We start from the raw sequence: 12,916 nt of genomic DNA, 5'->3' as shown, positions 1-12,916 counted from the left end.
CCAAGTTTCAAGATAAGAATAATTACCATACTAACTACAGTGAGTGGTTCAAGTCCCACCACTTTCAAGGTAGGGTAGAAACTCCAGCTGGGGTGACACCTTGGGATTGCGCCTCCCGGAAAGCGTCCCCCAGCTGGAGCTTCGATCCCGAACCACTTTCCAACTAGCCCTTTCTTTTTTCTTCCCATTAACGCCGATGCAAGACGTGAGTCGTCATGGTAAGTGTGATACAATTTGCATTAGAAACCAAAGAGGAAGTTGATGATGGTATGTCTACAAGCAAATATGCAGTTGTCGATTTGGAAACAACTGGTCATTCGCCTTCAAATGGGGATCGGATCATTCAAATTGCAATTGTTTTTATTGAGAATAATAAAATAATAGATACATATATGCGTTACGTGCATCCGCAGCGCCCGATTCCGCCTTTTATTCACCAACTGACGTCCATTGGTGATGAAGAGGTGAAGGATGCTGCTCCTTTTGAAAAGATTGCGGAAGAAGTGGCGGATTTGCTTGCGGGATGTATTTTTGTCGCGCACAATACAGACTTTGACGTATCCTTTCTACAAAAAGAACTGGTTCGTTGTGGTGTGTCAAAATGGCATGGCAAGACCATTGATACTGTAGAATTGGCGAAGATTATGTATCCTACTTTACCTGGCTATCGTTTGCAAGATATTGCCGAATCATTAAACATTTCGTTAAAGCAAGCACACCGAGCGGACGATGATGCAGAAGCGACCGCATTGTTTTTGTTGAAGGCCATTGAGAAAATTAAAACCTTGCCTAAAGAGACGTTGAATCGTATGCATGAGCGTTCATTCGCAATGAAATCTGATGTATCGACATTATTTTATGAAGCGCTTAAGCATGTACGTGGAAAGGAAACGTCCAATGACTATGCGCTATTTCGTGGAATCCCGTATTTGAAATCAAAACCAGCCACTACCTCATGGCCGGAGCCGATAGAATTTCCAGCAGATAATATGGCGAAAGATCGCATCATGCAGAAAATTCATCCGTCGTATCACGTTAGAGAAGGCCAAGCACAGTTAATGGATTTGACATGGCAAGCTTTTGTTGAGAAGAAGCAAATCGCTGTGGAGATTCCAACAGGCGCTGGCAAGACGATCGGTTATTTAGTGCCTGCTTTAATTCGTGCATATGAAACGAAGCAGCCTGTTGTCATTAGTACGTATACGAACCACTTGGTCGACACACTTGCAGAAGAAGTCCAGAAGCTTGAAAAAGCTTTGGAAATGACCATTCCAACGACTGTGGTTAAAGGCATGGCGAATTATATTTCATTCGGGAAATTTGAGGAACTCTTGCATTTTAATGATGAAGTGTATGACGATTCGATTACCATCATGCAGTTATTGGTTTGGTTAACAGAAACGACTACTGGTGATTTAGACGAGGTCAATGTATCAGGTGGCGGTCAGCTGTTTATCGACCGCATCCGTAAGCGTTCGATGCGGGTGAAGAAGGACGAACGAGTGGCGGACTTTTATACGCATACATTAAAGAACTGTCAGCAGTCGATGGTGCTATTAACGAATCATTCGATGTTGGTGAACGACCAGCAACGTTATGATCCGTTGTTTCATTCGATCAGTGGGTTAGTGATCGATGAAGCCCACCAAATGAATCAAGCGGCAATACGGACGCACCAACAAGTGTTTTCCTATACGAAATGGAAATATGTAATGAGTCAGTTGAACGGCTTTAGTAGCTGCCAACTATTGTTTGATATTCAAGATATCTTAAAACGATTTCGTTTCAATCATAAAATTTCTACTGAACGGCTTCAACAGTCATTCAATGAATTCATGTTCGCATTCGATGAGTCAATGCTTGTACTGATGAATTCCAACTCGAATTATGACAATAAGCAGTCGACAAGAACGGTGAAGCCATTGTCCAAACGTCTGCGGTCGAATGAAATTTTCGACAAAGTGTTACGTAAGATGAATGAATATATTAGTGTAACCGAAAACTATGCAATGCCCATTCAAAATTTGTCGAATGAATTGACATTACATGAGCAAGCAGCACTAAATGAATGGTTTTATTGGGTCAATGAAATGAAAATCAAAGCTGGCGAGTGGATTGAATTATTTTTGGAACAGCCAAAATCAAACAACACCATTTGGATGGAGAAAGACAGCCGAAGTTTACCTGGTAGTTTACAGATCAAGAAAAGTCCTGTAAACGGTTCAGAAGTGATCCGTGATTTTGTGGATACGTTTGAGGAAGAGGCAGGCATCGTCTGGACGTCCGGAACGTTAACCGCAGGGCTACAGGACCGCTTCGTACTAGACCAGGCAGGATTGCCCTCCAGCGTGCCGCTATACACATTTGATGCTCCAGCAAACTTTTATGAAGGTGCTCATACTTTGATCGTGGAAGATATGCCTGATATTCAGCAAGTTTCAAATGAAGAGTACATCGAAGCGGTGGCAGACGCGTTAATTCAAACAGCGGTTGCGATTGAAGGACGCGTATTTGCATTGTTCTTGTCTCACGACATGTTGAAGAAAACGCATCAAGCGGTAATCGACAGCGAGTCATTACAGGAAGAATACATGCTCATTGCACAAGGTGTCAGCTCCGGAAGCCGTCATAAGTTGCTGAAGACGTTTAAACAGCAAAAGAAAGCCGTATTATTCGGCACGACAAGCTTCTGGGAAGGTGTCGATGTACCGAGTGAACAATTATCGGCAGTGGTAGTCGTTCGTTTACCGTTTACTTCACCTGAGGAACCTTTATTTAAAGCTCGTTCAAAGGCTCTAGTAGCGGAGCATAAAAATGCATTCATCCATCTGGGTTTACCGGAAGCTATACTGCGTTTCAGACAGGGATTTGGTAGATTGATCCGTTCATCAGATGAACAAGGATTCTTCATCATATTGGATCGACGCATAGATACGAAATCCTACGGTACATCCTTTTTACAAGCTTTACCTACGTCATCAGTAAAAAAAGTATCTTTGGAAGGTCTAGTTAACGAGATCGAAAATTGTTATAATGATTGATGTACAAAAAGAAAGCAGGTTAGAAAATGAATCGAAAAAAATCAGCGGTTCATTCGATAGGAAGTGGCACTTATGCTCAACTGGATTAAGTTTCTATTCCTATTTTTACTCGCGCTCGGGTTCACGATTACGTGTATCGTTTTCTATCAAGCAGAGAAACCGTTTGCTGCATCTGAAAAAGTAGTGAAAAAAGCCGTATTGGCAAATAACGTTCTTGAAAAAGTTGACAAGATGGATCATTTTCATGGGAAGACGTCATGGATTACCGTCTATGGTACAGATAAAAATAACCATGAAAAAATCATCTTTGTGGAAGAAAAGACGACGAAAATTCTGAAAGCTGTATCCATTAAAGATGGTATTACTAAGCCGAAAGCCACGGACATCGTAAAAAAAGAGAAGAACGTTAAAAAAGTCCTCAATGCCTCATTAGGTATGGAAAATGACACCCCGTTTTGGGAAGTCAGTTATCTGGATGACGAGGATTTCTTAAACTACGCGTATCTGAATTTTGCCGATGGAAAATGGTTAAAGCGAATTTCAAAATTATAGAGAAAAATGGAATTAGGACTAAAAGGAGAGCGGTCAATTTGAAAAAGCAATTAGCGTCCAGAGTAAATACTTTATCACCATCTACAACATTAGCGATTACAGCGAAGGCAAAAGAAATGAAGGCAGCCGGTATCGATGTGATTGGACTCGGAGCTGGCGAACCGGATTATAATACGCCTAAAAACATCTTAGAAGCAGCGTATCAATCAATGCAGGATGGGAAGACGAAATATACTCCGGCCGGTGGTCTTCCGCAACTAAAGGATGCCATAATTGACAAATTGAAAAGAGACCAAGGATTGACGTATACGCGCAAGGAAGTGTTAGTCGGTATTGGAGCGAAGCACGTGCTCTATACACTTTTCCAAGTGCTGCTTAATAAAGGTAATGAAGTGATCATTCCTTCGCCATTCTGGGTCAGTTATCCTGAACAAGTGAAACTTGCAGAAGGTACTCCTGTGTTCGTTGAAGGGACAGCTGCAGAGCGGTTCAAAGTATCAGCCAAGCAAATTAGAGATGCCATCACGGATCAAACAAAAGCCATCATCATCAACTCACCGGGTAATCCAACAGGTATGATTTATTCGAAAGAAGAACTCACGGCGATTGCGGAAGTTTGCCGTGAAAAAGATGTATGGATCATTTCAGATGAAATTTATGAGAAGCTTGTTTATGATGGGAAAGAACATGTATCGATTGCGCAGCTTTCAGACGATGCAAAAGATCGCACATTCATTATTAATGGTGTTTCGAAATCCCATTCAATGACAGGCTGGAGAATAGGATATATCGCAGGTGATGAAGAAGTAGTTGGCGCGATGACGAATCTTGCAAGCCATTCTACATCCAATCCGACGACGACTTCGCAATATGCAGCAATTGAAGCATATAACGGATCTCAAGACACTGTAGAAGTCATGCGAAAAGATTTTGAATCCCGTTTAAATCAGGCGTACCCTAAACTTTCTGCTGTCCCAGGTTTTGATGTATTGAAGCCACAAGGTGCATTTTATCTATTGCCTGACGTACAGGAAGCAGTTAAGAAAACGGGCTATGCAAACGTAGATGATTTTGCACAAGCATTATTGACAGAAGCTAAAGTAGCGGTCATTCCAGGTACTGGATTTGGTTCTGATACGACAATCCGCCTTTCTTACGCAACATCAATCGATCAGTTGGAAGAAGGTATTGCACGTATCGATCAATTTGTAAGAGATCATTGGAAAGCGTAAAACAGAAGCAACCGAAAAGTTGCTGATGAGAGGAAGTTTCAAATATGCAACAAGATGAGCGGCTGAAAATTTGGATGGAGCAGGGAAATGTTTCTATTTCTCAGCTCTTTTTTCAACATTATAAACAACTGCTGATTTCAGATAGTGACGCCATGGTATTATTGCATTTAATCGCATTTCAAGGAGCTGGGAACTATTTCCCGACCCCTACCGATATCGCGAATCGTATGCAACTGCAAGAGAAAGAGGTTACAAATTGTCTGCAACGTATGATGCAAAAAGGATTGTTTTCTATTGAGCAAAGTACCGATGAAAATAAAGTATTGCATGAACAATTTTCCTTTTATCCTTTATGGAAACGATTGATAGATGAAGTCGAAAAACAATCGATGGAAACCGAGGAGGAAGTAGTCAAGCAAGAAGAGGGAGAAATCTTCTCGTTGTTCGAGCAAGAATTCGGCCGCTTCTTATCCCCTATGGAATTTGAAACAATCGGTATGTGGATTGATAAAGATGGTCATTCAACTGAAATTATTCGCGCGGCATTAAGAGAAGCCGTATTAGCACAGAAAATGAGTTTGCGCTACATAGACCGAATTTTATTTGAATGGAAAAAGAAAAATGTTAAAACGATGCGTGATGTTGAAAAACAAACGAAAGCGTTTCGTCCAACAACGATAGCAACAACACCGCAAGTGAAAACAGCGGTTAAAGATGTGCCTTTCTATAATTGGCTCGAAGAACGGGAGTAGGTGAAACGATGCTGACAAAAACACAGTGGCAAACATGCCTGCAAACGTTCGACGAGATGTTTCCTGAAGCGCATTGTGAACTCGTTCATAAGAACGCTTTTGAATTGCTGATTGCGACACTTTTATCTGCACAATGTACGGACGTGTTAGTCAACCGAGTGACTGCAGAGCTGTTTAAGAAATATGAGACACCAGAAGATTATTTGGCCGTTCCCATTGAGGAATTACAGCAAGATATACGTTCGATCGGTTTGTTCCGTAATAAATCAAAAAATATCCAAGCGCTTAGCCTTCGGTTGATTGAAGAGTTTGGTGGGGAAGTACCTCCTAATCGAGATGTCATGATGACGCTGCCAGGTGTGGGTAGGAAAACAGCCAATGTCGTCGTGTCGAATGCGTTCGGCGTGCCGGCATTAGCTGTCGATACACATGTCGAACGCGTAGCGAAGAGACTAGGTATGAATCGCTGGAAAGATCGCCCGATTGATGTAGAAGAAAAAATCATGCGGTGGACACCGATGGAAAAGTGGACTCAAACTCATCATCAAGTGATTTTCTTTGGTCGCTATCATTGCAAAGCGCAAAATCCCAACTGTCCAGAATGTCCGTTATTGGATTTATGCCGCGAAGGCCGAAAAAGGATGAAAGTGAAATGACGTATGAACAATTAAAGGAAAACGTACAACAAGTACTCGATATATGGGAACAGCAACAACCTGAATTAGAAAAAATATATGCTGTAAATGATCCACGTAAAGTGGAATTAATACAGCCGGCCATCATTCAGCTCGAATCGTTAATTGAGCAAAGTGAACAGATGGAAAATCCACACACAGGCACACGGCATCATGTACTTGCGCCAAATAATTACGAAGAACGAATCGAGTTCATTAAACATCAAAAAAACAGTCATTATGCTGTCATTCAATTAACCATGCTATATGATGAAATGAAAAAGAAAGCAGCGCGGTTACGCGTTCAACAATAAATAAAAAGAGCGATTCTACACGTAGTTTGCGTGTAAAATCGCTCTTTTTTAATTGGAAGAGGAGTCAGATGACGTTTCACCGGCATCGTTAGGGTTTTGTCCTTGATTCCCTTGGTTCCCCTGATTTCCTTGTCCTTGGTTAGGCTGACCTTGATTTTGGTCCTGATTCTGGTCTTGGTTGTTCTGGTCATTAGCGGAGTTATTGCCATCTTGATTGTTCGAGCCGTCTTGTTCCGATTGATTTGGATCTTCATTATCGGAGTCATTGCCATCACTTGAGTCAGTGTCTGATGGCTCATCTTCAATATTATTTTGATCATCTGGGTTTTCATCGGGCTCAACGATTGGCTCATCTTCAATAACCGGTTCATCAGCGCCTTTTATCAAAAGGGAAGCTGTAGCCGAGCCACTTGTATACCCGCCCATGTTGGCACTGACATAGAATGTGTAGTTCTTACCGTATTCCACACCAGAGTATGTCGTTTGTTTATCGGAGGTCGTCGTGATACTTTGTGCTGCACCACCATCAACAGAGACACTTACGTTGAATGTAGGACTTCCGAGACTGCTGTATTTATCTGGTACATCATAATTCCATTGTAATTGAACCGTATTGGAATTTGCATCGAATTGTGCAGTTAATCCATCCGGACTTGGAATGGAAATTTTTTCAGGAATCGACGTTTTTTTAGGTAATGTACCTCTGACAAATAATTCATTACTGACGAGATTACTATAAGTGAATGAACTGGCAAGCATGATCGGGTCGCTACCTTTCACAATTGCCGCTTCTTCGACTGAGTCTGGTTGTACGAATGTCCCTGGATCATTTGCAATGCTACTCATCACAGTTCTGAATAGATTTTGTGGTACGTAGCGTCCTTGGTCATAGGTCTTAATCGGTGAGTAATTTCCGTAACCTCCCCAAGTAGAAATAGTGTACTCCGTTGTATAGCCTGTGAACCACGTATCGGGTACATAATGACTTTTCATATTATCTTTCTTCATTCTATCAGCAGAATAATTTGTTGTACCTGTCTTTCCTGCAATGTCCATATTGCTAATATTTGCTCGAGTTCCTGTTGCTTCATACTCGGTAAGTACATCACGTAATACATCTGTAATCATGTAAGCTGTGGAATCTTTCATTGCCGTTACAGGGTCCGGACGTAAATTCTTTTCCGTCTTGCCATCACGCAATATAAGCTTTTTAACAGCATGGGGTTTGGTGTAAATACCGCCATTACCGAAAGCAGCATAAGCACCTGCCATTTGCACTGTGGAGAATTCATCCCCGCCACCAAGCGCATTGGAAGAATCTATATTTTTGTACGTAAACCCAAGCTTCTTAGCAAAGGCTTCGGCTTTCTTCGGTCCTACTTTTTCAAAGGTCTTGACTGCCGGTATGTTTCTGGACCAATACAGTGCCTGTCGCATAGTCAATGTACCGAGGAATTTTCCATCTGCGTTACCGATCGCTGTACCTGAACCTTTATAACTGTAAGGTTCATCCACTACCTTTTGGCCTGTAGACCAATCTAGTTCTTCAATAGCCGGGCCATACGATAAAATGGGCTTAACACTAGAACCCGGCGCACGTTTGACTTCAGCAAAATTCAAGTTTCGTCCCGAGTAATTCCGTCCGCCGCCAATAGCCACGATCGCACTTGTTTTCGTATCCAACACTGTCATACCGGCTTCCATTTCATCCGATTCATAATAGCTTGGATCATTGATTGCGGCCTCTACTGTTTCTTGAACTTTCGGATCCAAAGCGGTTTGTACAGTAACTCCTTCAGATAAGAGATCGGTGAAACCAGCTGCTTCGATTTCATCCAGTACCGCATCTACATAAGCTGGGTATTTACCGAACACTTCACGATCTTCTTCAGCCAATAGAGTAGAAGTGACTGGAACTTTTTTTGCTTCATTCATTTCAGCAGTGGAGATTTTTCCATGACGTTCCATAAGTGTGAGGACAATATTACGACGCTTTTCTGCACGTTCTGGATGTTTAAACGGATTATAGCCGTTTGGAGACTGTGGCATACCCGCTAGCATGGCCATTTCAGGTAAGTCCAGTTCGCCTACTTTTTTACCGTAGAAGAAATTTGCGCCTGTGCCGATACCGTAGCGAGTACCTGACATGAGAACTTTATTAAAGTACATCTCGAAAATTTCTTCTTTTGTATATTCTTTTTCCAACTTGTGCGCAAGCCAAGCTTCCTGTGCTTTACGCTTCAACGTTTTTTCATTCTTCAAGAATGAGTTTTTGATGACTTGTTGTGTTAATGTCGAAGCACCTTGTGATCCAAAACCGCTGCGGAAGTTAGCAATTACCGCTCCTCCAAGACGATAAAAATCGATCCCACCATGCTTGAAGAAACGAACGTCTTCCGTAGCAAGAATCGCATCTTTCATTTGCTCGGGGATTTCCTCATATGGCACGAATTCCCGTTTCTCTGCACCGAACTTCATGAATATATCGCCGTCTTTTGTTAGGAAGTTAGAGGTGAGGGGATCTTTCAACAACTCTTCATCTAAGTCGGGTGCTGTACTTGCATAATAAGCAAATAAAGAAGCCCCGCCAACTAGCACTAAAAGGAAAAGCGCCGCAATTCCTAGAAGTATTTTCTTCCATAATTCAGTAGGGAGCTTTTTTTGCGGACGCTTTGGTTGCTCCGTCACTTGTTTCTTCCTTCTTGCCGTTCTCGAGTTTATGTTATCACTCATAATATTTCCTGCCTTTCGCTTTCATTAATCTGTCTTGCGCTTGATCCAATCCGCCACGGCTTGTATATAATCTAACCGTGGATGAAAACCGGTATTGATTTCGATAGATCGTTCTTCTATTTCAGAAAGCGTAATGGACTTTCTTCCGCCTTCTTCCATGCGCTGCCACAAAGGATAAAATTCCTCGAATGGCAGTAAGAAATATCGATCTAACAATGTAAAGTTCACAATAAAAAAAGCAAGTCCGGATTGGTCGATTACTTGCTTCATGTGCTGCACTTGATGCATATGAATATTTTGCAGTGGCAATGAAGTTTTATTTTTCGTTTCCTTCGCTTCAAAGTCCACATAATATCCATTCCACACACCATTATAGTCCGTTGTCGAAGGCGTACGGAAATACGCTTCAGTGATCACTGCAGCACTTCTTGCAGGATAGCGAACATTGACGATTTGTATGGGGACCGGCTTTTTATGGATGACGGCAAGACCATGTGCCAAATAGTATTCATTTGTGTCGTTAAGTTCGTCTTCTAATGATTTACCCCGATTACTGAAGGAGTAGTCATAGGATTTCTTTTTCGTAGAAGACACGGAAGGATTGAACTTTTTTCCGTTTGGATAACGTATCGCCAATGTGACCACCTCGTACTCTACATCATATCATACCGACTATTAGACGAGTTACCAAAAAGAAAGTTTCCAACGAGTTAAAAGTAGTCAAATTCGTGACGGCTTGGAATGTTTGTTCGTAGAAAGTGGAGCTGTAGTTGAATATCTGATAAAATAAAGGATAAGATGTTTTATCACAATGAAATACTAAAGGAGTTTTATATAAATGAGTAAGATAGAAGACACAAAGTTATTGCTGACAATTTGTGATGAATGTGAACAGCGTTTTTATCATATGAGAGAGACGGATCATGAACCAGATTTCTTTGAAGAAGTGAAGCCGTATGCCGATGTTAGTCACCAGGCAATCGCGCAGTGGGCCGAAGAGATGAAGGTGTGGATACAGAAGGAAAAGCCACGGTATGTGCATGAAGTGCAAGTGGATTCGTTAAAGGATTCCATGACTCAATTCGTCGTACAGTCTTTCTATAAAGCGACTGGGAAAAAGCGTTTTATTCTATCTATCCGTGCAGCACGCTATACTTTGCAAACGGTTTTGGATGCAATGAACGCAGATCGAGGAGAGGACCATGTGAATGAATAAACATAGTATACCCGATACCATTCAAGAACTATTCGCTGACTCACGCTTCGGTCCAAATATCGCCTATATCGAGACGCTTAAAGAGCAAGAGGCCGTCATGGCGGAGTTTCCTCCCGTCTTGCATGCGTCGATTCGTAAAGCGCTGGCAACGAAGGGAATCTCGCAGTTATACAGTCATCAGCGACAAGCATTTGACAAAGTGCGTGAAGGTCACTCAATTACGGCCATAACTCCGACTGCTTCAGGGAAATCATTATGCTATCACCTGCCAGTATTGCAGTCGATTTTGGATGAACCATCATCGCGTGCACTGTATTTATTTCCAACGAAAGCATTGGCTCAAGATCAGCTAGCGGATTTGCATGATTTAATTGAAGCGAGTGGCGAAACGATTTTAAGTCACACTTACGACGGAGATACCGCACCTGGCTTGCGGACCAAAGTTAGAAAATCCGGACATATTATTTTAACGAACCCAGATATGCTCCACTCTGCAATATTGCCTCACCATACTAAATGGATTTCATTGTTTGAGAACTTGAAATATATCGTGGTCGATGAACTCCATACGTATAAAGGTGTTTTCGGCAGTCACGTGGCGCATGTTTTAAGAAGGTTACAGCGTATTTGTCGATTTTACGGTAGTGACCCAATTTTTATTTGTACGTCTGCAACGATTTCAAATGCTAAGGAATTGGCAGATAATCTGACGAATAAAGATATGGTGTTGATTGACCAAAACGGAGCACCACGCGGCAAGAAACATTTTGTTTTTTATAACCCACCAATTGTCCACGATGTGTTTGGCATACGGAGAAGTGCAGTGCTTGAGGTTCGTGATTTAGGCGCATTTTTATATCAAAAGCATATTCAAACGATCATTTTTGCGCGAAGTCGAGTGCGCGTAGAAATGCTCGTAACGTATATGAAAGAACTAACAAAGAAAAAATTATTCGATAAGACTGTAATGGGCTATCGTGGAGGCTATTTACCATCAGAACGTAGAACCATCGAGAGTGGACTGAAAAATGGTGATATTCGCACTGTCGTCAGTACAAATGCACTGGAACTCGGTATTGATATAGGCCAATTACAAGCATGTATCATGACAGGTTACCCGGGAAATATTGCGAGTGCACTGCAGCAAGCAGGTCGGGCGGGTAGACGCCAGGAAGACGCGCTGATCATTTATGTAGCGCAATCGATGCCGCTTGATCAATATATTATTCAACATCCGCAATATTTGCTCGGCAGGCAGCCGGAAGAAATCCATATTCATCCGGACAATATGCTGATATTGATGGATCATCTGAAATGCGCCTCATTCGAACTACCATTTAGCTCTACTGAGATATATGGCGAATTTGAAGTACAGGAATTACTGGCGTTTTTGCAAACTGAAGGTGTGTTGTTACAAACATCGGATAAATGGCATTGGATGACGGATCGTTTTCCCGCTGGAGAAATCAGTTTACGTTCCGCTTCACAAGAAAACGTCATCATCATTGATCAATCATTTCCGAAAGAAACTCGCGTCATTGGGGAGATGGACCGCTTCAGTGCGATGACATTGCTGCATGAAGAGGCGATCTATTTACATCAAGGAACGCAGTATCAAGTAGAGGAACTGGATTGGGAAGAAAAGAAAGCGTACGTGACCGTCGTCGATGTCGATTATTTCACCGATGCAAATCTCGCGGTTGAACTGAAAGTCATTAGTGAAGATAAGCGAATGGAAGATGGGGAGCGTACGCTAGCTTATGGAGACTTAGCGGTGCTCGCCATTCCGACAATCTTTAAGAAAATCAAATTTGATACGCATGACAATATTGGTTCAGGTCCGATCTCGTTGCCTGCGGAAGAAATGCATACGTCAGGCACGTGGTTAACGTTCGATGTACCCGAAGGTTGGGAGAAATCCGACTTGACTGACGCGATGACAGCTGCAGCGTATGCAATTCAATCACTGGTGCCGCTATTCATCAAATGTGATCGAAGTGATATCCATGTCGTACCGCAAGTGAAAGCGATTCACATGGAGCGGCCGACATTCTTTATTTATGATAGCTATCCAGGTGGAATTGGTTTGAGTGAAAACATTTACAGCCGCTGGAAAGATTTATTGATGCTTGCAGCGGACCATGTAGCGGAATGTCGTTGTGAATATGGCTGTCCTGTTTGTATTGGAGCGCAGGAAGCAGGACAGACGAATAATAAACATCGTGCACATAGCTTACTAGCAGAGTTGGCAAAGTGATAACGAGTCGAAGCGAATCACTTCGACTCGTTTTTTTATGGGTAAAGATAAAATAACAAGTACGTTCATTGAAAACTTCCAAAAAAATACTGACACTCTATTAAAATGGGGGTATATTCTGGTAGTATGAATATGTACAACTATC

The 12,916-nt window shown here is 42.0% G+C and carries 10 protein-coding genes; 8 read left to right on the top strand and 2 right to left on the bottom strand.

Annotated features, from left to right (window positions below; translation table 11 throughout):
• Positions 1–215 precede the first annotated feature (215 nt).
• The 6 genes from dinG (at position 216) to H605_RS0103965 (ending at position 6,565) form a co-directional block, all read left to right on the top strand.
• Positions 216–3,041 (top strand): ATP-dependent DNA helicase DinG, encoded by a 2,826-nt coding sequence (gene dinG, locus H605_RS0103990; protein WP_081657847.1) that lies wholly within the window; start codon positions 216–218, stop codon positions 3,039–3,041.
• A 72-nt stretch (positions 3,042–3,113) separates the two neighbouring features.
• The gene (locus tag H605_RS0103985) at positions 3,114–3,593 is read left to right on the top strand and encodes a cell wall elongation regulator TseB-like domain-containing protein (RefSeq protein WP_029053015.1); all 480 of its coding nucleotides are present in this window, start codon (positions 3,114–3,116) and stop codon (positions 3,591–3,593) included.
• A gap of 38 nt (positions 3,594–3,631) precedes the next feature.
• Positions 3,632–4,825, top strand: coding sequence for a pyridoxal phosphate-dependent aminotransferase (locus H605_RS0103980; protein WP_029053014.1), 1,194 nt, complete (start codon positions 3,632–3,634; stop codon positions 4,823–4,825).
• Positions 4,826–4,869: 44 nt separating this feature from the next.
• A complete protein-coding gene (locus H605_RS0103975) occupies positions 4,870–5,577 on the top strand; it encodes a DnaD domain-containing protein (RefSeq protein ID WP_029053013.1) in 708 nt (235 codons plus the stop codon).
• Between the two features lie 8 nt (positions 5,578–5,585).
• Complete coding sequence (gene nth / locus H605_RS0103970) at positions 5,586–6,233, top strand: endonuclease III (RefSeq protein ID WP_029053012.1); 648 nt, start codon at positions 5,586–5,588, stop codon at positions 6,231–6,233.
• Positions 6,230–6,565 carry a YpoC family protein gene (locus tag H605_RS0103965; protein ID WP_029053011.1) on the top strand — a complete coding sequence of 112 codons (336 nt, stop codon included), beginning with the start codon at positions 6,230–6,232 and terminating at the stop codon, positions 6,563–6,565. Before nth ends, H605_RS0103965 begins: the two co-directional genes overlap by 4 nt.
• 48 nt (positions 6,566–6,613) lie before the next feature.
• Here the strand turns inward: H605_RS0103965 and H605_RS0103960 are convergent, their stop codons facing one another.
• Positions 6,614–9,298, bottom strand: coding sequence for a transglycosylase domain-containing protein (locus H605_RS0103960; RefSeq protein ID WP_029053010.1), 2,685 nt, complete (start codon positions 9,296–9,298; stop codon positions 6,614–6,616).
• A gap of 24 nt (positions 9,299–9,322) precedes the next feature.
• Positions 9,323–9,934, bottom strand: a complete 612-nt coding sequence (gene recU / locus H605_RS0103955; RefSeq protein ID WP_029053009.1) for a Holliday junction resolvase RecU — start codon at positions 9,932–9,934, stop codon at positions 9,323–9,325.
• A 202-nt stretch (positions 9,935–10,136) separates the two neighbouring features.
• Between recU and H605_RS0103950 the strand changes: the two genes are divergently transcribed.
• Positions 10,137–10,514, top strand: coding sequence for a YppE family protein (locus H605_RS0103950; RefSeq protein WP_029053008.1), 378 nt, complete (start codon positions 10,137–10,139; stop codon positions 10,512–10,514).
• Positions 10,507–12,771 (top strand): DEAD/DEAH box helicase, encoded by a 2,265-nt coding sequence (locus H605_RS0103945; RefSeq protein WP_029053007.1) that lies wholly within the window; start codon positions 10,507–10,509, stop codon positions 12,769–12,771. Before H605_RS0103950 ends, H605_RS0103945 begins: the two co-directional genes overlap by 8 nt.
• Positions 12,772–12,916 lie beyond the last annotated feature (145 nt).

The sequence above is a fragment of the Sporosarcina ureae DSM 2281 genome, from assembly GCF_000425545.1.
Taxonomy (GTDB): Bacteria; Bacillota; Bacilli; order Bacillales_A; family Planococcaceae; genus Sporosarcina; species Sporosarcina ureae.
Note: the sequence above shows the minus strand (reverse complement) of the source record. Positions and strands in the feature narration are given on the sequence as shown.

What these genes read in the sequence shown, in the direction of transcription:
- dinG (WP_081657847.1), top strand. Translation starts at nt 216, where the DNA reads ATGGTAAGTGTGATACAATTTGCATTAGAAACCAAAGAGGAAGTTGAT.
- H605_RS0103985 (WP_029053015.1), top strand. Translation starts at nt 3,114, where the DNA reads ATGCTCAACTGGATTAAGTTTCTATTCCTATTTTTACTCGCGCTCGGG.
- H605_RS0103975 (WP_029053013.1), top strand. Translation starts at nt 4,870, where the DNA reads ATGCAACAAGATGAGCGGCTGAAAATTTGGATGGAGCAGGGAAATGTT.
- nth (WP_029053012.1), top strand. Translation starts at nt 5,586, where the DNA reads ATGCTGACAAAAACACAGTGGCAAACATGCCTGCAAACGTTCGACGAG.
- H605_RS0103965 (WP_029053011.1), top strand. Translation starts at nt 6,230, where the DNA reads ATGACGTATGAACAATTAAAGGAAAACGTACAACAAGTACTCGATATA.
- H605_RS0103960 (WP_029053010.1), bottom strand. Translation starts at nt 9,298, where the DNA reads ATGAGTGATAACATAAACTCGAGAACGGCAAGAAGGAAGAAACAAGTG.
- H605_RS0103950 (WP_029053008.1), top strand. Translation starts at nt 10,137, where the DNA reads ATGAGTAAGATAGAAGACACAAAGTTATTGCTGACAATTTGTGATGAA.
- H605_RS0103945 (WP_029053007.1), top strand. Translation starts at nt 10,507, where the DNA reads ATGAATAAACATAGTATACCCGATACCATTCAAGAACTATTCGCTGAC.